Source organism: Buttiauxella sp. 3AFRM03 (assembly GCF_003675305.1).
Taxonomy (GTDB): domain Bacteria; phylum Pseudomonadota; class Gammaproteobacteria; order Enterobacterales; family Enterobacteriaceae; genus Buttiauxella; species Buttiauxella ferragutiae.
This window is the reverse complement of sequence record NZ_CP033076.1, coordinates 1,756,218-1,778,194: the sequence shown is the minus strand read 5'-3', so window position 1 is coordinate 1,778,194 and position 21,977 is coordinate 1,756,218. Positions and strand designations below refer to the sequence as shown.

General features: G+C 55.4%; 20 protein-coding genes. 14 read left to right on the top strand and 6 right to left on the bottom strand.

Annotated features, from left to right (window positions below; translation table 11 throughout):
- Positions 1–86: 86 nt before the first annotated feature.
- Genes fes through D8682_RS09815 form a run of 3 tightly spaced genes read left to right on the top strand, consistent with a single transcriptional unit; the run spans position 87 to position 5,439 of the window.
- Positions 87–1,313, top strand: a complete 1,227-nt coding sequence (fes, locus tag D8682_RS09825; RefSeq protein ID WP_121814168.1) for an enterochelin esterase — start codon at positions 87–89, stop codon at positions 1,311–1,313.
- Positions 1,314–1,316: 3 nt separating this feature from the next.
- A complete protein-coding gene (locus D8682_RS09820; protein WP_121814167.1) occupies positions 1,317–1,538 on the top strand; it encodes an MbtH family NRPS accessory protein in 222 nt (73 codons plus the stop codon).
- A gap of 7 nt (positions 1,539–1,545) precedes the next feature.
- Positions 1,546–5,439, top strand: a complete 3,894-nt coding sequence (locus tag D8682_RS09815) for an enterobactin synthase subunit F (RefSeq protein WP_121815677.1) — start codon at positions 1,546–1,548, stop codon at positions 5,437–5,439.
- A 39-nt stretch (positions 5,440–5,478) separates the two neighbouring features.
- Here the strand turns inward: D8682_RS09815 and D8682_RS09810 are convergent, their stop codons facing one another.
- From D8682_RS09810 to fepD, 5 genes are all read right to left on the bottom strand, one after another.
- Positions 5,479–5,808 carry a HigA family addiction module antitoxin gene (locus D8682_RS09810; protein ID WP_064548926.1) on the bottom strand — a complete coding sequence of 110 codons (330 nt, stop codon included), beginning with the start codon at positions 5,806–5,808 and terminating at the stop codon, positions 5,479–5,481.
- Between the two features lie 32 nt (positions 5,809–5,840).
- A complete protein-coding gene (locus D8682_RS09805) occupies positions 5,841–5,957 on the bottom strand; it encodes a type II toxin-antitoxin system RelE/ParE family toxin (RefSeq protein WP_133522370.1) in 117 nt (38 codons plus the stop codon).
- Positions 5,958–6,071: 114 nt separating this feature from the next.
- Entirely contained in the window at positions 6,072–6,872 is an 801-nt protein-coding gene (gene fepC / locus D8682_RS09800; protein WP_121814165.1) for an iron-enterobactin ABC transporter ATP-binding protein, read from the bottom strand.
- Positions 6,869–7,861, bottom strand: a complete 993-nt coding sequence (fepG, locus tag D8682_RS09795) for an iron-enterobactin ABC transporter permease (protein ID WP_064548922.1) — start codon at positions 7,859–7,861, stop codon at positions 6,869–6,871. The genes fepC and fepG overlap by 4 nt, the downstream gene beginning before the upstream one ends.
- The gene (fepD, locus tag D8682_RS09790) at positions 7,858–8,847 is read right to left on the bottom strand and encodes a Fe(3+)-siderophore ABC transporter permease (RefSeq protein WP_121814164.1); all 990 of its coding nucleotides are present in this window, start codon (positions 8,845–8,847) and stop codon (positions 7,858–7,860) included. Before fepD ends, fepG begins: the two co-directional genes overlap by 4 nt.
- 141 nt (positions 8,848–8,988) lie before the next feature.
- On the opposite strand from fepD, the gene entS reads away from it, so the two are divergent.
- The gene (gene entS / locus D8682_RS09785; RefSeq protein ID WP_121814163.1) at positions 8,989–10,221 is read left to right on the top strand and encodes an enterobactin transporter EntS; all 1,233 of its coding nucleotides are present in this window, start codon (positions 8,989–8,991) and stop codon (positions 10,219–10,221) included.
- 50 nt (positions 10,222–10,271) lie between these two features.
- Here the strand turns inward: entS and fepB are convergent, their stop codons facing one another.
- Complete coding sequence (fepB, locus tag D8682_RS09780) at positions 10,272–11,216, bottom strand: Fe2+-enterobactin ABC transporter substrate-binding protein (protein WP_121814162.1); 945 nt, start codon at positions 11,214–11,216, stop codon at positions 10,272–10,274.
- Between the two features lie 216 nt (positions 11,217–11,432).
- Between fepB and entC the strand changes: the two genes are divergently transcribed.
- From entC to ilvB, 10 genes are all read left to right on the top strand, one after another.
- The gene (entC, locus tag D8682_RS09775) at positions 11,433–12,614 is read left to right on the top strand and encodes an isochorismate synthase EntC (RefSeq protein ID WP_121814161.1); all 1,182 of its coding nucleotides are present in this window, start codon (positions 11,433–11,435) and stop codon (positions 12,612–12,614) included.
- A complete protein-coding gene (locus tag D8682_RS09770) occupies positions 12,615–14,231 on the top strand; it encodes a (2,3-dihydroxybenzoyl)adenylate synthase (protein ID WP_121814160.1) in 1,617 nt (538 codons plus the stop codon).
- A gap of 14 nt (positions 14,232–14,245) precedes the next feature.
- On the top strand, positions 14,246–15,106 hold the full coding sequence (locus D8682_RS09765; RefSeq protein ID WP_121814159.1) for an isochorismatase: 861 nt from the start codon (positions 14,246–14,248) through the stop codon (positions 15,104–15,106).
- Positions 15,103–15,855 carry a 2,3-dihydro-2,3-dihydroxybenzoate dehydrogenase gene (gene dhbA, locus D8682_RS09760; RefSeq protein ID WP_162303008.1) on the top strand — a complete coding sequence of 251 codons (753 nt, stop codon included), beginning with the start codon at positions 15,103–15,105 and terminating at the stop codon, positions 15,853–15,855. Before D8682_RS09765 ends, dhbA begins: the two co-directional genes overlap by 4 nt.
- Positions 15,856–16,272, top strand: coding sequence for a proofreading thioesterase EntH (entH, locus tag D8682_RS09755; protein WP_121814158.1), 417 nt, complete (start codon positions 15,856–15,858; stop codon positions 16,270–16,272). It abuts the gene before it with no gap.
- A gap of 234 nt (positions 16,273–16,506) precedes the next feature.
- Positions 16,507–18,612 carry a pyruvate/proton symporter CstA gene (gene cstA, locus D8682_RS09750; RefSeq protein ID WP_064548905.1) on the top strand — a complete coding sequence of 702 codons (2,106 nt, stop codon included), beginning with the start codon at positions 16,507–16,509 and terminating at the stop codon, positions 18,610–18,612.
- A gap of 103 nt (positions 18,613–18,715) precedes the next feature.
- Positions 18,716–18,913 carry a YbdD/YjiX family protein gene (locus D8682_RS09745; RefSeq protein WP_034456870.1) on the top strand — a complete coding sequence of 66 codons (198 nt, stop codon included), beginning with the start codon at positions 18,716–18,718 and terminating at the stop codon, positions 18,911–18,913.
- A gap of 15 nt (positions 18,914–18,928) precedes the next feature.
- Positions 18,929–19,951, top strand: coding sequence for a GTP-binding protein (locus D8682_RS09740; RefSeq protein WP_121814157.1), 1,023 nt, complete (start codon positions 18,929–18,931; stop codon positions 19,949–19,951).
- Positions 19,952–20,079: 128 nt separating this feature from the next.
- On the top strand, positions 20,080–20,178 hold the full coding sequence (ivbL, locus tag D8682_RS09735) for an ilvB operon leader peptide IvbL (RefSeq protein ID WP_074388597.1): 99 nt from the start codon (positions 20,080–20,082) through the stop codon (positions 20,176–20,178).
- Positions 20,179–20,288: 110 nt separating this feature from the next.
- Positions 20,289–21,977: an acetolactate synthase large subunit gene (gene ilvB / locus D8682_RS09730; protein ID WP_121814156.1), complete on the top strand. Its 1,689-nt coding sequence runs from the start codon at positions 20,289–20,291 to the stop codon at positions 21,975–21,977.

The window sequence follows — 21,977 nt, the reverse complement described above, 5'->3', positions numbered from 1 at the left end:
TGCAAATGCAAATAATTATCAATAGTATTATCAATATATTTCAGCATTATTGATCGTTATCAATAATTTCAAATGGTTATGTTCTAGTGAGAAATATTCTGACAGGAAGTGAAGGCTGGTGGCAGCAAAGGCTGGCGCATGGGATACCTACCGTTAGCGGTGAGAAAGACGGCCAATGTACGGTGACATTCCTGTGGCGTGATCCACAAGGCAGTGAGCAAACCTCAGCGATCAAACGAGTCTGGATTTACATCACTGGCGTTACTGACCATCACCAACGCGCTCGTCCACAAACCCTTGAACGCGTGGCGGGGACGGATGTCTGGCTGTGGGAAACGCAGCTCAGCAGCACCTGGCGTGGCAGTTACTGTTTTATTCCGTCATCTTGCGAAGAGGATTTCCCGGCGGCAGCCTTCGAAGGCATCGTGCCGGAACCTATGGCGCTGCGCGAAGGGTGGCGAAAATTATTGCCGTGTGCGATTGCCGACCCTCTGAATCCTGAAAGCTGGCACGGCGGACGCGGGCATCCCATGTCAGCACTTCATCTGCCTGATGCGCCACCGCAGCCCGGTTGGCAAGCACTGGAAATACCCTACCGCGAGCCGCAGTGCATCACCTGGAATAGCCCGCGTCTGCACAACCAGCGCAGGGTGTGGATATTCACCACCGGCGATGAATCACCGGAGCAGCGCCCGTTGGCGATTTTGCTCGACGGGCAATTCTGGGCGGAAGGGATGCCGGTATGGTCCGCGTTGCAGGCACAAACGGACAGCGGTGAGCTGCCGCCCGCTGTTTACGTGCTGATTGATGTCATCGACGATGCGACGCGTAGCGATGAGCTGCCGTGTAATGCGCAGTTCTGGTGTGCGGTACAAGAAGAACTTTTGCCGCAGCTTCGTGCGCAAATCCGCTGGAATGAAAACCCTGAAACCACCGTGGTGGCGGGGCAAAGCTATGGTGGGCTTTCATCGCTTTATGCCGCACTCCACTGGCCGGAACAATTTGGCTGCGTGCTTAGCCAGTCCGGTTCGTACTGGTGGCCAAAGCGCGAAACCGCGGCGCACGGCGGGCAGTTAATCCAGCAACTGGAAAGCGGCTTGCGCTGCGAAAAACCGTTACGCATCTATCTTGAAGCAGGGGTCAGAGAACCGCTCATTCATCAAGTTAATCAACGAATTTATCCCTTACTACAACAGACACAGCAGCCGATTTTCTACCGTCAGGTTGACGGTGGGCATGATGCGCTTTGCTGGCGAGGCGGGTTGCTCGACGGTCTGACCTGGCTGTGGAAAGCGTCTTTTAAACAGGAGTAAGGCATGGAATTTAGTAATCCCTTCGACTCAGTGCAGAGCCGTTTTTTCATCCTTGAAAACCGCCAGCAACAGTTCAGTTTATGGCCTGAACACTGTGCATTGCCCGGTGGCTGGCAGGTGGTTTGTGAACCGGCATCAAACGATGAGTGCAACCGTTGGTTGCTTGCCAACTGGACGCAACTGCAACCTTCATCTTTTGCAAAAACTGGGGTGATCGGTGAGTAAAAATATAATGACCTTGCCGTTAGTGGCGGCGCAGCCCGGCATCTGGATGGCGGATCAGCTTTCGCCACAGGCCAATGCGTGGAGCGTGGCCCATTACGTTGAATTAAAAGGCGAACTCAATGAAGCGCTGCTGTGCAAGGCTATCGTCGCCGGAATGAAAGAGGCCGATACTCTTGGCATGCGCTTTAGCGAAGTGGATGGCGAAGCGCGCCAGTGGGTTGATCCTGACGCGTCGTTCACTCTGCCGCTGTGCCGCGATCTCCGTAAAAGCGCCGACCCAGAAGCGGTGGCGTTGACCATGATGCGTGACGATCTCGAACAGGATTTACGCATCAGTAGCGGCAAACCGCTTTACCATCATCAGATTTTACGAGTCAGCGAAACGCGCTGGTTCTGGTATCAACGTTTCCATCATTTAGTGGTAGATGGCTTCAGCTTCACCGCCATTACCCGCCGTATTGCCAATATTTACAGTGCCTACTGTCAGAATGTGCAACCTGAACCCAGCCCCTTTACCCCGTTTAGCGAAGTGGTGGCTGAATACGAACATTACCGAGAAAGCGACGCCTGGCAACGCGATGCGGCATTTTGGGCAAGTAAAACCAAACAGCTGCCGCCTCCCACCACGCTTTCGGCTAAACCGCTGACAGGCCAGGGGTCCACTACGCAATTGATTCGCCAGTCGCTGCATTTTGACAGCACTGAATTCATGGAGCTGGTGAACTGCGCTCGCTCCCATAACCTGACCGCCGCCGATATGGCATTAGGGCTGGTGGCCTTGTGGCTCGGGCGCTTAAGCGGGCGCGCTGATTATTCGGCAGGCTTTATCTTCATGCGCCGCATGGGTTCCGCAGCGCTTTGCGCAACCGGCCCGGTGTTAAACGTGCTGCCGTTTGGCGTGCGTATCGAGCCGGACTTTACCCTTGCGGCACTCGCCGCAAATCTGGCGAAAGAGTTAAAAGGCCTGCGCCGCTACCAGCGCTACGATGCCGAGCAAATCCAGCGTGATTTAGGGCAGGTTTCCAGCGGTGAGCCGTTATATGGCCCGGTATTGAACCTGAAAATGTTTGATTACCGCCTGGATTTCAACGGCATTGACGGGGTTACGCATCAACTGGCATCAGGGCCGGTACGGGATCTTGAAATTGCGCTGTATATTAGCGAACAGGGCGACTTCTCGCTGGAAATTCTGGCGAACGCCGAGCGTTATGATGCCGGCACATTGCAGCAACATCTCGCTCGTTTACCGCGACTTTTGCGCCAGTTTGCGGCTAATCCCGACTTACGCTGTGTGGATGCCCAACTGCTACATGAATCCGAAATAGAACTGTTGGATGGTGTCAACGCCACGCAAACGGTAGTTCCCGCGACAACCTTAAGCCAGTTGATTGGCGAACAGGTTCTGCGCACGCCAAATGCTCCGGCGCTGGCTGATGAAAACCATCAGTTTACTTATCGTGAAATGCACCAACAGGTGCGTGCTTTGGCCAGTGAACTGATTGCCCGTGGCGTGAAACCTGGCGATGTGGTGGCGGTGGCGCTACCGCGTTCGGTCTTTTTATCACTGGCGTTGCAGGCGATTGTTGAAGTGGGCGCAGCGTGGTTGCCGCTGGATACTGGTTATCCCGACGAACGCCTGCATATGATGCTGGAAGATGCGGCTCCGCGTTTGCTGCTGACCGCGCAAGATCAGCTCCCACGTTTTAGCGGCATCAATGGTTTGCAAACCTTTAGTTATCAGGCGCTGCTGGAAACCGATAATTTACCGGAGCGGCAAGCACTTTCGCGCCCCGAACACACCGCGTATGTGATTTTCACCTCTGGTTCAACAGGCCGCCCGAAAGGGGTGATGGTCGGGCAACAGGCCATCGTTAACCGCCTGTTATGGATGCAAAATCACTATCCATTAAACGCTGAAGATGTGGTTTTGCAGAAAACCCCATGCAGTTTTGATGTTTCGGTTTGGGAGTTTTTCTGGCCGTATCTGGTTGGCGCACAACTGGTGATGGCACCGCCGGAGGCGCACCGCGATCCACAAGCGCTACAGCAGCTCTTTGCCCGTTATCGCGTTACTACCACGCACTTTGTTCCCTCTATGTTGAGCGCGTTTGTTGCAGCACTTGGCGATGAAGCTGCGATTGCCAGCTGCACCACATTACGCCGCGTGTTCTGTAGTGGTGAAGCGCTGCCAACCGAACTGTGCCGCCAGTGGGAACAGCTAACTCACGCGCCGCTACATAACCTTTATGGGCCAACGGAAGCCGCTGTGGACGTGAGTTGGTATCCGGCATTTGGTGACGAACTGGCGCAGGTGTCGGGTAGCAGCGTGCCGATTGGCTGGCCGGTTTGGAACACGGGCTTGCGCATTCTGGACTCGGCAATGCGCCCGGTACCGCCGGGTATTGCAGGCGATCTTTACCTCACCGGCATTCAACTTGCGCAAGGTTACTTATCCCGCCCGGATCTCACCGCCAGCCGTTTTGTTGCCGACCCTTTTGCCGCAGGTGAGCGGATGTACCGCACCGGTGACGTCGCACGCTGGCTGGATGACGGTGCGGTGGAATATCTCGGGCGCAGCGACGATCAGCTAAAAATCCGCGGCCAGCGCATTGAGCTAGGGGATATTGACCGTGCGTTGCAGGCTTTGCCCTATGTGGCACAGGCCGTGACACTCGCTTGCGTGCTCAATAAAGAAGCCGTTGGCGGCGGTGATGCTCGCCAGTTAGTCGGTTATCTGGTTTCGGCTTCTGGTCAGGCTTTACCCCTTGAGCCAATGCGTGAACAGCTTAGCGCGGTCCTGCCTGCGCATATGGTGCCGGTGGCACTGATCCAGCTGGATGAATTCCCGCTGAGTGCCAACGGCAAACTGGACAGAAAAGCCCTGCCGTTGCCTGAACTGGCGTTACGCAGCAGCGGTCGTGCGCCCGAATCGGCTCTGGAAATCACCATCGCTGGATCTTTTGCCAGCCTGCTGGGTTGTGAAATTCAGTCCGTGGATGACGACTTCTTTGCCCTCGGCGGCCATTCATTACTGGCGATGCGCCTCGCGGCTGAATTACGCCGTACCCTCGCAAGGCCGGTGACCGTCGGCCAGGTGATGGTGGCGTCCACCGTCGGCCAACTTGCGGAAACACTGGCACAAGGGCAGGGCGAAGAAGAGGCCAGCCGCGCAGGTTTTGCTGCGGTTCTGCCGTTGCGTAAAAGCCACGGGCCGACGCTGTACTGCTTCCATCCGGCGTCGGGTTTTGCCTGGCAATTTAGTGTGTTGCAGCGTTATCTCGACCCGCGCTGGTCGATTACCGGTATTCAGTCGCCGCGCCCGGATGGCCCGATGCAGCAAGCGGAAAATCTGGCACAGGTTTGCGAATCGCATCTGCAAACCCTGCGCGAACTCCAGCCGCATGGCCCGTATTACCTGATGGGATATTCGTTGGGTGGCACACTCGCGCAAGGTATTGCGGCACGGCTTGAAGCGGCAGGCGAAGCAGTGGCGTTTTTAGGCCTGCTGGATACCTGGCCGCCAGAAACACAAAACTGGGCGGAGAAGGGGGCAAACGAACTCGATCCTCTGGTACTTGAAGAGATTAACCGTGAACGCGAAGCCTTTGTTGCCGCACAAGCCGGTCAAGCTTCCGACGCCTTATTCCAGGCCATAGAAGGTAACTATGGTGATGCGGTGCGGTTGTTAACCAGCGCGCAAAGCGTGCCGTTTGGTGGGAAAGCCACGTTGTTTGTGGCCGAGCGAACGCTGCCCGAAGGAATGGAGCCGCAAAAAGCCTGGGCACCGTGGATTAGCGAGCTTGAAGTCTTCCGCCTGGACTGCGCGCACGTCGATATTATTTCGCCAAAAGCCTTTGAGGAAATAGGGCCGCTGTTACAGCAGGTGTTAGCGCTGAGCTAAATAAAAGCGGCGGATGGTTTGTGCTATCCGCCGTGTCGCTTATGCCGCGCGAGTTTTACGCTCAAGCATCTCTTTGAGCGTGATGATACGGCTAATTTCTACCTGGGTACGTGGGTCGTTTTGGATTTCCCAGACATCGAGATTGGTTTGTAGATTCAGCCAAAAATCTACAGAAGTATCAAATGCTTTTGCCAGTCTGAAGGCCATATCAGTGGTGAGTTTACTGTTGTTATTGAGCAATTTACTCACCGTATTTCGATGTACCTGAAGCATTTCGGCCAGATCGTTAATACGCAAGCCAGTCGGTTCGAGGTATTCATAAAGCAGCACGTCACCAACGGTGGTCGGTTTACGCTGTGCCTGGACCATAATTCATCCTCATTGCGTGGTTACTGGGCGAATCAGTTATGTTTTCGATAGCCATGATCATCAAGGTAAATATTGTGCGCTTTGCCGTTACGCCAGATGAAGATTAGCCGGAACTGGTTGTTCACTCTTATAGAGGAGTACTTCTCCATGATGCTGGTTCCATCTGAGTGACCGGATGGGCAGTAGAGCATACCTTGCATCCTTGCACTGTGTGAGTGTGCATCTTTGCGAGACGTTACGCAAACTTTTTAATCAGCGAGTTTTTAGCCACGCCCGAGCGGCACCACCAGCGGTGTATGCGCCACCGGATCTTCAATAATCATGCAGCGTAGGCCATAAATGGCCTCGATAAGCTCCGGTGTGACAATGTCTGCCGGTGCGCCTTCGGCAACAATTTTCCCGTCTCGCAGTGCAATTAAATGAGTTGCATAACGGCAAGCCTGGTTCAAATCGTGCAGCACGGCAGCCAGCGTGTAGCCCTGCTTTTGGTTCAGATCGCGCAGCAGTTCCAGTAAATCAATTTGATGGCTGATATCCAGCCAGGTGGTCGGTTCATCCAGCAGCAGAATGGAGGTTTCCTGCGCCAGAACCATCGCAATCCATGCGCGCTGGCGCTGGCCGCCCGATAGCGTATCCACTGGCTGCTCGGCTAAATCTTCAATGTTGGTCGCCTGCATTGCCCGCGCCACCGCCTGGCGGTCTTCTTCGCGCCAGCGGGTAAACATCGGCTGATGCGGATAACGCCCACGCGCTACCAGTTCAGCCACGCTAATATCGCCCGGCGCGCTGGAGTTTTGCGCCAGCAACCCGATGCGCCGCGCCACTTCTTTAGTGGCGAAGCGATGGATTTCATTACCGTCTAACCACACCTCGCCGTGCATCGGTTTCATCAGGCGGCTTAGCGTGCGCAGCAGCGTGGATTTCCCGCAGCCGTTGGGGCCGATAATCGCGGTAAATTTCCCGTCAGGAATGGCGACGGTCAGGCCATCTGCCACCACATGATTGCCATATCCCAGCGTCAGTTTTTCGCCATGCAGGCGTGAGGGGGAGGAAATCTGACTCATTTCTTACGGGACTCCTGAATCAACAACGCAATTAAATAGATACCGCCAAGGCTGACCGTCACCACGCCGACAGGTAACTGATACGGCATGAACAGTTGCTGGGCGCAAAGGTCGGCGGCCAGCAGCAACGTTGCACCGCATAAGGCAGATTGCAGCAAACCCCAGCGCGAGCTGCCGCTCAGGCGGCGGGCAATGTGCGGGGCGACGAGGGCGATAAACGAAATCGGCCCGGCAAGTGCGGTTGCGGCGGCAGTCAGAATCACGCCGGTTAACATCAACATCAGGCGCGAGCGCTCAACGGAAACACCCAATGCGCAGGCGCTGTCATCGCCCATTTCCAGCAGCCGCATACGGCGAACCAGTAATGCGCCCGCAATTAGCGCTAGCAACATCAACGGGGCGGCAGGGGAAATTTTCGCCCACGTCAAACCGTTGAGCGAGCCTGCATTCCACAACCCGGCGGAGAGAGCGGTTTCCAGCGAGGCGTGCAGTAACAGCCAGGTGTTAAACGCCACCAGCATGGCGCGCACGCCGATTCCAATAATGATTAAGCGGAAAGTTTCGATACCGTTACGCCAGGCCAGCAACCACACCACCAGCGCGGTGATGATGCCGCCTGCCATGGCTGCACCGGCAATCGCCGTTTGATGTTGACCAAACAGCACCATCGCCACTAATACTCCGCTCCAGGCTCCGGTGTTAAAACCCATCACATCCGGGCTGCCGAGCGGGTTGCGCATTAGCGACTGGAAAATGGCCCCGCTCACGCCTAGCGCCGCGCCAATCAGCAGCGCCATGACAACGCGTGGCAAACGCCATTCGACGACCACCAGTGAGATATTTCGTGGTGCGGTACCAAGCAGAGCGTCAATCACCTGGCTGACCGAGAGCGGCAACACGCCGCTGCCCAGGCTCCATAATCCGAGCGAGATACCGAGCAACAGCAAGCACCAGCAACTGATAAACAGGCGTGGGGAGGAGCGGTTCATTGCCTGGCTCCTTTACGGCTACGGCGCACCAGGTAAATGAGCATCGGCGCGCCAATAAACGCGCTCACCACTGAAACGCGCAGCTCGCCAGGCACCAGCATGCGGCCAATAATATCGGCGAACAGCAACAGGGCCGGGGTGGCAATCAAGGTGACGGGAAGCGACCAGCGGTGGTCGGCCCCCACCAGCCAACGCGCCAGATGCGGCATCATCAGGCCGATAAAGGCAATCGGCCCCACGGCGGCGGTGGCGCTGCCACACAATAACGTTATTGCCACTAAACCCAGCAATTGGGTGCGCGCCACTTTACTGCCGAGTGCGGTTGCGGTGTCGGTGCCCATGCTCAGGCTGTTAAGCGAACGGCTGATCAGCAGCGCAATCGCACAGCCCGTCAGTACCGGCAGCACGATAATTTTCAAAGTCGTGAGGGTGCGAATATCCAGCGTTCCGGCCTGCCAGAAACGTAACTGGTCATAGACCACTGGATTTAACAGCGCGATACCGTTGCTCAAGCCTTCAAGCACCGCGCCGAGCGCCACGCCTGCCAGCGTCAAACGCACCGGGCTGAGCTGCCCACCGCCCTGGCTTCCGGTAAACGCCACCACTAAAGCGGCAGATAATGCACCAGCAAACGCCAGCCCGAGCAGCGCTATCGGCGACGAAAGGCTCCACACGGCGGCACCCAGCACAATGGCAAAACTCGCTCCGGCATTAACACCAAGCAGTCCGGGGTCAGCAAGCGGATTGCGTGTCAGGGTTTGCATCAACGCACCGGCAAGGCCAAGTGCGCCTCCGGCAAGAATACCCGCTAGCGTGCGCGGGAGGCGTGCATCAAGCACGATGGTGCAATCCGCACTTTGGCACTGGCCGCTGAGCGCATCCATAACAACTTCTGCGGGGAGTGATTTGGCACCTAACAGCAGACTGAGCGCTGCCATTAAAAGCAGTAAAAACAACAAACTCAGCAGGATGAACCAGCGTGACATACGTTGTATATCCTTCACTTCGTAGCCTTACAAAAACAATGTAAAATTAAATGATAGTTATTATCATTATCACTCTTATTTGTTTATGCTAGCATGAGCCGCCTCGCATCTGGAAAGAAAAATTCGTTTTAAGGCCATGTAATGAACCGTAATTCTTTGTTGCTCAACCTCAGTTTGCTCAAAACTCATCCTGCTTTTCGCGCCGTCTTCCTTGCCCGTTTTATCTCGATTGTCTCGCTTGGGTTACTGGGCGTTGCCGTGCCGGTACAAATCCAGACGCTGACCGGTTCTTCCTTGCAAGTTGGGCTGGCAGTGACGTTAACCGGCAGCGCGATGTTTATCGGCCTGATGATGGGCGGTGTGCTGGCCGACCGGCACGAACGCCGCCGTTTGATTTTGCTGGCGCGATCTACCTGTGGCGTTGGCTTTATTGGCCTGACGATTAACGCCGCCTTGCCGGAACCGTCGCTGGCGGCGATTTATCTGCTTGGCGTATGGGATGGTTTCTTTGGCGCACTTGGCGTGACCGCGTTGTTAGCCGCCACACCCGCGTTAGTCGGGCGTGAAAACTTAATGCAGGCGAGTGCGATTACCATGCTGACGGTGCGCCTCGGCTCAGTGATTTCACCGATGCTCGGCGGGCTGTTGTTGGCCTCCGGCGGCGTGGTGTGGAACTACGCGCTGGCGTCTGTCGGCACTTTCGTCACTTTACTGCCGCTGTTGAGTTTACCGAAGCTGCCGCCACCGCCGCAGGTGCGTGAAAACCCGCTGCTTTCGCTGCTCAATGGGTTCCGTTTTTTGGTCGGTAACCCGATTATTGGCGGCATTGCGTTAGTTGGCGCGTTGCTGACGATGGCGAGCGCGGTGCGCGTTCTTTATCCCGCACTCGCCGGACACTGGCAAATGAGCGCGGCGCAAATCGGCCTGATGTACGCTGCCGTTCCGTTGGGTGCTGCCATTGGCGCGTTGACCAGCGGGCGTATTGCCCATCACGCACGCCCAGGCCGTATTATGCTGGCGACGGGAATTGTTTCGTTTATCTCAATTGGCGTTTTCAGCCTGATGCCGGTTTGGGGGCTTGGGCTGGCGTGTCTGGCGCTATTTGGTTATCTCAGTGCGATCAGCTCTTTGCTGCAATACACCTTAATTCAGACGCTAACACCGGACGGTATGTTAGGTCGTATTAACGGTTTGTGGACGGCGCAAAACGTCACTGGCGATGCGATTGGTGCCGCCATTTTAGGCGGACTGACGGTAGCGATGACGCCGGTCGCTGCGGCGAGTGCGAGCGGCCTGGCATTAACACTGTGCGGCATAGTATTGGCGATGGTGTTGGTGCAGCTGCGTGGTTATCAGCAGAGCGTTCCGGCGTAGGTTTTCGTAGGGTGGATAAGCGCAAGCGTCATCCACCACATTACAAAAAATCACTTGCTACCAAACAACTGACTCATCCGCTCCAGAACCTGCGTGGCACTGTAATAATCCAGACGGAATGTTTCGGTGCCCAGCGCATAAACCTGTTTTTTCTGCACGGCGCCCAGGTGCGAAAGCAATGGGTTGGTTTCCAGCGCCGTGGCATCTTTCTCATCGCTGGCGAACAGGAACAAACTCTCACCATTCAAACCCGCAGCAAGATTCTCGCCACCCAATTGCACGATGTCGTGGCGTTTTCCCATGCTCTTGCTGGCATTCACCGCCGCAGGCAAAGACGACAAAGTAAAACCTAACTGCTGGAACAATTTCCCCTGCGCGGATTCTGCCGTCCACAGGTTTGCCGAACGTGATGCCGGGGTGTAAACCAGCGCGGTGACCGGCTGTGGCGGCAGCGTCATACGCTGTTTTGCCTCGTTGAGCTGCTTATCAAAACTGGCAATGCGTGCCGCCGCCTGGGTTTCATGCCCGGTAATCTCGCCGAGTTGCGTCAGCAATTGTTGCCAGCTTTTGTCGTCGTAATTGATAACCAACGTCGGGGCGATAGTGGAAAGCTGGTCATAAAGGGCGAGGGCGGAATCGCCTCCGGTGGCACTAATCAAAATCAAATCTGGCATTTGCGCAGCCACTGCTTCGGCGCTGGCCTCACCGATATATAAACGCTGCACGTTGCGCGCTTTTGCGATATCACCCCACTGGCGCAGGAAACCTTGCGCATCGCCCATGCGGTTGCCAGGTGCGGTGGCACCGCTTGCCACCACGGGGGCATCAATTGCCAGCAGCGAGCCGGTTAACGTGACGCTGGTGGAAACAATGCGCAGCGGAGCTTGCGTCAGCGTATGCGTGCCATGGCTGTCGGTGATCGTTCGCGGCCAGTCGGCGGCGTGGGCGAGGCTGCTTAAGCATAGAAAGATGAATGCGGAGAATCTGATTTTCACTCAATGACATCCTGTTGAAATTTGCCTGATGGCGGTGGATGGCGCTGGCGCTTACCCACCCTACAAAACCGTTTCGCGTAGATCGGATAAGCATTAGCGCCATCCGACAAGACTGAGCAACTATTGACAGTGCTGTCTTTTCTCTTTAGGTTACGACCCCGAAAAGCAAATGATAATCATTATTACTATCTTTTGTCATGTTTTTACGGAGAGTTCATGGAAACGTTACTGGCTGAGGAACGACAAGAAAAACGGCTAACACCTTGTGCAGATAGTTTTTTCTTTATGTCGCCATATCGCAGTTTTTCAACAAGCGGCTGCTTTGCTCGCCTGGATTGCCCGGCGATTGATGGCGCAAATTCCCATGGTCACCTGCAAACTTCGTTGCGTGAAGCGTTCGAAAATGCCAAAAAACATGGCATCGAGAAGCCGGTTGTCGTCGGTGCCATTCCGTTTGATCCCCGCCAACCTTCAGCGCTGTTTATCCCTGAAAGCTGGCAGCCGTTTTCACGCGCCCAACGCCAGGATGACGCCCGCCAAACGGCTGTGGCGAAACCGCTCAACATTGCCGCGCGTAAAGCGATTCCGGAACAAGACAAATTTATGGAAATGGTGGCTCATGCCGCCGCCGCAACGGCGCAGCCGGATATCGACAAAGTGGTGCTCTCGCGCCTGATTGATATCGAAACCCAAATGCCAATTGATCTCGATGGGCTGCTCAATCGCCTGATTAGCCAAAACCCCACCAGCTACAACTTCCACGTCCCGTTGCCGGATGGCAGCTCGCTAGTGGGTGCCAGCCCGGAATTGCTGTTACGTAAATCCGGCAAGAATTTCAGCTCGCTGCCGCTGGCGGGATCGGCACGGCGCGACCGGGAAAATATCCCGCGTGATAGCGAAATTGGCACGCAGTTACTGCACTCAAAGAAAGACCGCCACGAACACGGTCTGGTGACGCAAGCGATGCGCGATGTTTTGCAGCCGCACAGCCAGACTTTGACGCTCTCTGACACGCCAGAACTGATTACCACGCCGACCTTATGGCACCTCGCCACGCCGATTTACGGCCAGGTAAAAGACCCGCAGGACAATGCGTTATCCCTCGCCTGCCTGCTGCACCCGACGCCGGCGTTGAGTGGCTTCCCACACGATGTGGCGCGCAAATTGATTGCAGAACTTGAGCCATTTGACCGCGAGCTGTTCGGCGGCATCGTCGGCTGGTGTGACGCTGAAGGCAACGGTGAATGGGTGGTGACAATCCGCTGCGCCCGTGTCGCTGCAAACCAGGTGCGCCTGTTCGCTGGGGCGGGCATCGTGCCTGCTTCGTCGCCGGAATCGGAGTGGCGCGAAACTGGCGTCAAACTTTCCACCATGCTCCACGTATTTGGACTCAACTAAATGGCGATTCAATTCACGCGCTGGCCGGACGATTTAGCGGCCCGCTACCGCGAAAAAGGTTACTGGGCGGATTTGCCGTTGACCGACATTCTCAACCGCCACGCGCACAACGACGCGATTGCACTGGTCGATGGCGAACGCCATTTCAGCTATCGCGAATTAGAACAAGCGGCGACGCGCCTGGCTTCAGCCCTTAAACGCCGTGGCCTGAACAACGGCGAAACTGCGCTGGTGCAGCTCGGTAATGTGTCGGAACTGTACATCACGCTATTCGCGCTGCTGAAAATTGGTGTAGCACCGGTTAACGCGCTGTTTAGCCACCAACGCACTGAAATGGAAGCCTACGCAAAACAAATCGAACCGGTGGTGCTGATTGCCGACCGCAAACACAATTTGTTCGCTCATGATGATTTCCTTGATGCGCTGTGCCAGCAAAACCCGTCGCTACGCATGGCTGTTTTGCTCAATGAAAGCGACCGCGAACGTTCGCTAAGTGCCTTCATCAACGAAGCGGAAGACAACTTTGTCGCTTCGCCATCGGCGGCGGACGAAGTGGCATTTTTCCAGCTTTCCGGCGGCAGCACCGGCACGCCGAAACTGATCCCGCGCACCCATAACGATTACTACTACAGCATTCGCCGCAGCGTCGAAATCTGCCGTTTTGATACCCGCACGCGCTTCCTGTGCGCCATTCCGGCGGCGCATAACTACGCGCTGAGTTCACCAGGTTCGCTGGGCGTGTTTTACGGCGGCGGGCGTGTGGTGCTGGCAAACGACCCGAGCGCCACGCTCTGTTTTCCGCTGATTGAACGCCATCAAATCAACGTCACCGCACTGGTGCCGCCTGCGGTCAGTCTGTGGTTACAAGCCATTGGCGAATGGGGCAGCAATAAATCGCTTGAGTCGCTAAAGCTGTTGCAGGTCGGCGGTGCGCGTTTAAGCGAAGCGCTTGCCGCCCGCATTCCCGCTGAAATTGGCTGCCAGTTACAGCAGGTTTTCGGCATGGCCGAAGGGCTGGTGAACTACACGCGCCTCGATGATTCAGATGAACATATCTTCAAAACCCAGGGTAAGCCGATGTGCCCGGACGACGAAGTGTGGGTGTCCGATGAAAATGGCAACCCATTACCGCATGGCGAAGTGGGCCGCCTGATGACGCGCGGGCCGTACACCTTCCGGGGCTATTACCGCAGCCCGGAACACAATGCCAGCGCCTTTGATGCCAACGGTTTTTACTGCTCCGGCGACCTGATTTCGATTGCTGAAGACGGCTACATCACCGTGCAGGGGCGCGAGAAAGATCAGATCAATCGCGGTGGCGAGAAGATCGCCGCCGAGGAGATCGAAAACCTGCTGCTGCGCCATGAAGAGATCGTCCATGCCGCACTGGTTTCGATGGAAGACAGTTTATTGGGCGAGAAAAGCTGCGCGTTTATCGTCGGCAGCCGCCAGTTCCGCGCGGTAGAAATTCGCCGTTATTTGCGTGAGTTGGGCATTGCCGACTTCAAGCTGCCGGATCGCATTGAAATTGTTGAAAACCTGCCGCTGACCGCGGTGGGTAAAGTGGACAAAAAACGTTTGCGCCAGTTGATTGCTGACAGGCAACTGGTTTCCTGACTGACGGAGAATTTATGGCTATTCCAAAATTGAACGCGTACAGCTTACCGACAGCTGCCGACATCCCGGAAAACAAAGTGAACTGGGCGTTTGAACCCGAGCGTGCGGCACTGCTGATTCACGATATGCAGGAATATTTCATCGATTTCTGGGGCGATGATTGCCCAATGATCCAGCAGGTTATTGCCAATATTGCCGCGCTGCGCGCTTACTGCAAACGCCACAATATTCCGGTCTATTACACCGCGCAGCCTAACGCGCAAAGTGATGAAGACCGTGCACTGCTTAACGACATGTGGGGGCCGGGCTTAAATAAACACCCTGAGCGCCAGAAAGTGGTGGCAGAACTCGCGCCAGACGAACACGACACGGTGCTGACCAAATGGCGTTACAGCGCGTTTATCCGCTCGCCGCTGGAACAGGCGTTAAAAGAAACCGGCCGTAACCAGCTGATTATTTGCGGTGTTTACGCGCACATTGGCTGCATGACCACGGCAACTGATGCGTTTATGCGTGACATCAAACCGTTTATGGTCGCTGATGCGCTGGCTGATTTCAGCCGCGAAGAACACATCATGGCGCTGAAATACACCGCAGGCCGTTCCGGGCGCGTGGTGATGACCCGCGATTTGCTGCCCGAATGTGCGCCGCAAAACAAACAGCAACTACGTGAAATCGTCCTGCCGTTGCTGGATGAATCCGACATCCCGGAAGATGACGAAAACCTGATTGATTACGGCCTCGACTCGGTGCGCATGATGGCGCTGGCGGCACGCTGGCGCAAAATTCACGCTGACATCGATTTCGTGATGCTGGCGAAAAACCCGAGCATCGACGCCTGGTGGGTACTACTGTCTCGGGAAGTGGCGGCATGAACATCGATTTTAGCGGCAAAACCGTCTGGGTAACGGGTGCAGGCAAGGGTATCGGTTACCACACCGCGCGGGCGTTTAGCGAAGCTGGTGCGACGGTTATCGGCTTTGATCTGGCGTTCCCATTGGAGATTTATCCGTTTGCCACCCAAGTGTTAAACGTGGCGGATGCCGAGCAGGTCGCTGCCGTTACGCAGCGTTTATTGAGCGACAAGCAGCAACTGGATGTGCTGGTGAATGCGGCGGGAATTTTGCGCATGGGTGCTACGGATGCGTTAGCGCTGCAAGACTGGCAGGACACGTTTGCGGTCAACGTCGGCGGCGCGTTCAATATGTTCCGCGCCGTGATGCCACATATGCGTGAGCAGCGTAGCGGGGCGATTGTCACCGTTGCATCCGATGCCGCGCACACGCCGCGCACCGGAATGTCGGCCTATGGCGCGTCGAAAGCGGCGCTCAAAAGCCTGGCGTTAACCGTTGGCCTGGAACTGGCACCGTTTGGCGTGCGCTGCAATGTGGTGTCGCCGGGGTCGACGGACACCGATATGCAACGCACGTTGTGGAAAACGCCAGATGCCGAACAGCAGCGTATACAGGGCTTCCCGGAACAGTTCAAACTGGGCATTCCGCTGGGCAAAATCGCCCGCCCGCAGGAGATCGCCAGCACGATTTTGTTCCTCGCTTCCACTCACGCCAGCCACATCACTTTGCAGGATATTGTGATTGATGGCGGCGCAACGCTTGGAGCCTGAATGAGTATCTGGAAACGAGATCTCACGCTTGAGGCGTTAAACAAAACCAGCGTCGGCACAATGGTTGAGCATCTCGGTATCGTTTATACGTACATGGACGAGGAAAGCCTGGAAGCGCAAATGCCGGTCGATAACCGCACCCAGCAGCCGTTTGGTTTGCTGCATGGCGGCGCGTCTGTAGTGCTGGCAGAAACCCTGGGTTCAATGGCCGGATTTCTGACAACGAGTGAAGGGCAGTGCGTGGTGGGAACGGAAATCAACGCCAGCCATCATCGCGCGGTGGCATCAGGTACGGTGCGCGGCGTGTGCAAACCGCTGCATTTGGGGAGGTCTTCTCAGGTGTGGGAGATTGCCATTTTTGATGCGCGCGGTAAGCGTTGTTGTACTAGCCGTTTGACGACGGCGACGCTGGGTTAACACAAACCGAATCCTGGTGGAGAGGAGACAGCTCCGTTTTCGCCCTCTCCTGGGGAGAGGACCGGGGTGAGGGCGCTCCAACAAATTCCCCGCAAAGTGATCTCCTTAACAAGCTGATGTAAAGACCTGGTCAAACATCTGTATTCTGTTGTTTTCATATTGTTAAATTCATGTGCTTAATCTAGAACAAAACGGTAATACCTTCGCCTCTGGCCCTACACATGGAAAACAAAGATGAATAATCCAGGGAAACACCTTATCTGGGGCGTGCTTGCACTAATCGGTGCCTTCGCGCTCGGCTATATCGCACTCAATCGCGGCGAACAGATAAACGCATTGTGGATTGTGGTTGCTGCAATCTGCGTTTACCTCATCGCTTATCGTTACTACGGCCTGTTTATCGCTAAACGCGTCTTAACCGTTGATGCCACTCGTATGACGCCAGCCGTGCGCCATAACGATGGGCTGGACTATGTCCCGACGGACAAAAAAGTCCTGTTCGGTCACCATTTTGCCGCCATTGCCGGTGCGGGGCCGCTTGTCGGGCCGGTGCTTGCCGCACAAATGGGCTACTTGCCGGGCATGCTCTGGCTGCTGGCCGGTGTGGTGTTGGCTGGTGCGGTACAAGATTTTATGGTGCTGTTTGTCTCAACCCGTCGTGACGGGCGTTCGCTGGGTGAACTGGTGAAAGAAGAGATGGGCAACACCGCAGGCGTCATTGCTTTGGTCGCCTGTTTCATGATTATGGTCATCATCCTTGCGGTGCTGGCGATGATCGTGGTGAAAGCGCTGACTCACAGCCCGTGGGGAACCTACACCGTAGCGTTCACCATTCCACTGGCATTGTTTATGGGCGTCTATATTCGCTATCTGCGTCCAGGCCGTATTGGTGAAGTCTCGGTGATTGGCCTGGTGATGCTGATCTTCGCTATTATTTCCGGCGGTTGGGTGGCTGAAAGCCCAACATGGGCGCCATACTTTGACTTTACCGGCGTGCAGTTGACGTGGATGCTGGTGGGTTATGGCTTTGTCGCCGCGGTACTACCGGTTTGGCTGCTGCTGGCACCGCGTGATTACCTCTCAACCTTCCTGAAAATCGGCACCATTATTGGCCTGGCAATTGGCATTTTGATTATGCGCCCAACGCTGCAAATGCCTTCTTTGACCAAGTTTATTGATGGCACCGGCCCGGTTTGGACAGGTGACCTGTTCCCGTTCCTGTTCATCACCATTGCTTGTGGAGCAGTTTCTGGCTTCCACGCCCTGATCGCTTCTGGCACCACGCCGAAAATGCTGGCTAACGAAAACCAGGCTTGCTTCATCGGTTACGGTGGCATGTTGATGGAATCGTTTGTGGCAATCATGGCGCTGGTTGCCGCCTGTGTTATCGACCCGGGCGTGTACTTCGCGATGAACAGCCCGATGGCGGTACTGGCTCCGGCAGGAACTGTAGATGTAGTCGCTTCTGCTGCCAGCGTGGTGAGCAGTTGGGGCTTCCATATCACTCCGGACACCCTGACCAACATTGCTAATGAAGTTGGCGAGCAGAGCATTATTTCCCGCGCGGGTGGCGCACCAACGCTTGCGGTGGGAATGGCGTACATTCTGCATGGCGCGCTGGGCGGCCTGATGGATGTCTCGTTCTGGTATCACTTCGCTATTCTGTTTGAAGCTCTGTTTATTCTGACCGCGGTAGATGCCGGTACCCGTGCGGCGCGCTTTATGCTGCAAGATTTACTGGGCGTAATCTCTCCGGGTCTTAAGCGTACCGACTCGCTGCCAGCAAACTTACTGGCTACGGCACTTTGCGTGCTGGCATGGGGTTACTTCCTGCACCAGGGCGTGGTCGATCCACTCGGCGGTATCAACACCTTGTGGCCGCTGTTTGGTATTGCCAACCAGATGTTGGCAGGTATGGCGTTGATGCTGTGTGCAGTCGTACTGTTTAAGATGAAGAAGCAGAAATATGCCTGGGTGGCTTTGGTCCCAACCGCATGGCTGTTGATTTGTACGTTGACGGCAGGCTGGCAAAAAGCCTTTAGCGACAACCCGAAAGTGGGCTTCCTGGCTATCGCTAACAAGTTCCAGGCAACTCTCGACAGCGGCAAAATCCCTGCGCAATACACCGAGTCACAGCTTTCCCAACTGGTGTTTAACAACCGTCTGGATGCCGGGCTGACTATCTTCTTTATGGTGGTTGTGGTGGTGATTGGTCTGTTCGCGATTAAAACTGCGCGCCAGGCGCTGAAATCTGACCTTCCTACCGCAAGGGAAACGCCTTACGAGAAGATGCCAGAAGATGCTGAGCAGATTGTGGCTCAGGCGAAGAGTGCGCATTAATGTTTAAATAAATCTGCCGGATGACGCTGCGCTTATCCGACCTAAGAATGCCGTTGTAGGGTGGATAAGCGTTAGCGTCATCCACCATTTCCTGGGAGCCACTATGTTTGACACTCTCGCTAAAGCCGGAAAATACCTCGGCCAGGCCGCTAAACTGATGGTTGGCGTACCTGATTACGACAACTATGTGCAACACATCCGTCTGACTCATCCGGAACAGACGCCGATGACTTACGAAGAGTTTTTCCGCGAGCGTCAGGATGCGCGATACGGCGGCAAAGGCGGCGCTCGCTGCTGTTAATCTAAGGAATTGGACATGAATCAAGCGGTATCTGTCACTCTGTTAACGGGCTTTCTTGGTTCCGGGAAAACCACACTTCTCAACTATTTTCTCGCCCATAACGGCAACGAACCCGTCGCCATTCTGGAAAACGAATTTGGTGCGGTAAATATCGATGGAGCTTTGCTCAGAGGCGGTGAAAACGTCAACGTCGTGGAGCTCAGTAACGGCTGCGTGTGTTGCAGCGTGCGCGGAGAATTCACCGCCGCACTCAGAGAAATGCTGGCAAAACGCGCGTCGGGTCAGTTGAAATTTGAGCGGTTGATTGTTGAAACCACGGGTCTTGCTGACCCTGCTCCCATCGTGCAAACCTTCTTTGTGGATGAATATCTGCGTGACGCATTGCGTCTTGATGCGGTCATTGCGCTGGCGGATGCAGAGCATATCTCACGCCAGTTGGATGAGCATGCGGTTGCTGCCGCCCAGCTCGGTTTTGCCGACCGAATTTTGCTGACTAAAGCCGATCGTGTTGATGACGAAACCAAAGAACAGGCGCTGGAGCGGATCCATCGGATCAACAATAAAGCTGATATTTTTGAAATCGTAAACGGCGAATGCCCGGCGGAAATGTGGCTCGATCTCAACGCGTTCGAACTCACGGATACCATTGAATTAGCCTCGGGATTTCGCGTGATTCGCGCTGACGATGACCACCCCGTGAGCTTCAAACCGTTTCGTAAAACGGCGGCAAAAAAGTCCTGGGATGATGCCATCCAGGCCCACGTTTTTGATGCCGGGTTGTTGGATGTGAAGAAAATTGGCGCGTTTATGGAAAGTTGCATCGCGCGTTTTGGTAACGACATGCTGCGTTACAAAGGCGTACTGGCGATTGATGGCCATCCGCAACGCCTTATCGTGCAAGGGGTACATAAAGTGGTGGGCTTTGACTACGGCTCAACATGGCACCCGAGCGAATCGCGCGTCTCACGCTTAGTCATCATCGGGCGTTATTTACCGATTGAGGAGATGCGTCGGGAATTTGCTGCAACTTCGATTTAGGTATGAAACCAGAGATGTGATCTCAAACACGATTTTCAGCTCTGCCGAATAAAGCTGTTGTGTGAAACGAAGCAGTGTGGTTGTATAAATTTCGACGTTAAATCGCGTAAACACTATTCAGGACCCAAATGACTACATTCACTCGCAACACTGGCCTACTACTAACCGCGCTACCAGCCGCGGTGGTCGTCGTGCGTGTGGTGGTGGTCGTCGGCAATGCGCCGTAGGGTCTGAATCAACGCATCGATTCCAAAACCCCGCCGGCGCAAACCGGGCGGGGTTTCTTGTTTTAGTCCCCCGGCCAGAAGCGCAACGGCACGAGAAGAAGGACTGGAGCATGGCAATTTCGGAAAACCCACCGCAAGCACACCGTATTACGGGCGCACAATTAATTGTGCAAATGCTTGAGCACCATGGCATTACCACCATCAGCGGTATTCCCGGTGGCACCGTCCTGCCGCTCTATAACGCGCTCAGCCAAAGCAAAAAAATTCGCCACATTCTGGCACGCCACGAACAGGGTGCGGGCTTTATGGCGCAAGGCATGGCCCGTACACAGGGTAAAGCGGCGGTGTGTATCGCCTGTAGCGGCCCTGGTGCGACAAACCTGGTCACCGCGATTGCCGATGCGCGACTCGACTCCATCCCGTTGGTTTGTATTACCGGCCAGGTGCCAAAATCAATGATTGGCACCGACGCCTTCCAGGAAGTCGACACTTACGGCATCTCCATTCCCATCACCAAACACAACTATCTGGTTCGCGATATTAGCGAACTGCCACAGGTGATTTGCGACGCGTTCCGCATTGCTGAATCTGGCCGCCCAGGCCCGGTCTGGATTGATATTCCAAAAGACGTGCAAACCGCAGAAATTGACATCAGCGAGCTGCCGCCCGTTTCTGCCCATACTCCTGCACCACAATTTGAAGCACATCAACTTGCCGATGCCGCGGCAATGATTAACCAGGCGCAGCGCCCGGTTCTTTATCTCGGCGGTGGCGTTATCAATGCGCATGCCAACGCTCGTGCACTGGCTGAAAAAGCTAACCTGCCAACCACCATGACGCTGATGGCGCTCGGTACTATTCCGGCGAAGCATCCGTTATCGCTTGGCATGCTGGGGATGCACGGCGCTCGCAGCACCAACTACATTTTGCAGGAAGCAGATTTGCTGATTGTTTTAGGCGCACGCTTTGATGACCGCGCGATTGGTAAAACGGAAGAGTTCTGCCCGAACGCAAAAATCATTCATGTTGATATCGACCGCGCCGAGCTGGGTAAAATTAAGCAGGCACACGTGGCGATTCGCGCGGATGTCGGTGAAGTGCTGGAACAATTACTGCCAAAAATTGACGCCAAGCCGCGCCAGCAGTGGCTGCAACAAGTCGCAGGTTTGCAGCAAGAATTCCCGTTCAATATGCCTGGTGCTGATAACCCGTTGACGCCATACGGCCTGATTAACGCCGCTGCGGCTTGCGTGGATGACAACGCAGTGATTACCACCGATGTCGGCCAGCACCAAATGTGGGTAGCGCAGGCGTATCCGCTGAACCGTCCACGCCAGTGGCTGACTTCCGGTGGTTTAGGAACGATGGGATTTGGCCTGCCCGCTGCGGTAGGTGCGGCATTAGCTGAGCCAAACCGCAAAGTGCTGTGCTTTACCGGCGATGGCAGCATCATGATGAATATTCAGGAAATGGCGACCGCTGCCGATCATAATCTGGACGTGAAGATCATCCTGTTGAACAACCAGGCGCTGGGACTGGTACACCAACAACAAACGTTGTTCTATCAACAAAATGTCTTTGCGGCGACCTATTCCGGACAAACTAACTTCCTGAAAATTGCCGAAGGTTTTGGCCTGGCAACCTGTGATTTGAATGCAGCAGCAGACCCGCAAGCGGCATTGCAGGAGGCGATTTCACGCCCTGGCCCTTGCCTGATTCACGTGCGCATTGATGCCAGTGAAAAAGTATTCCCGATGGTGCCGCCAGGCGCTGCCAACATTGAGATGATTGGAGAGTAA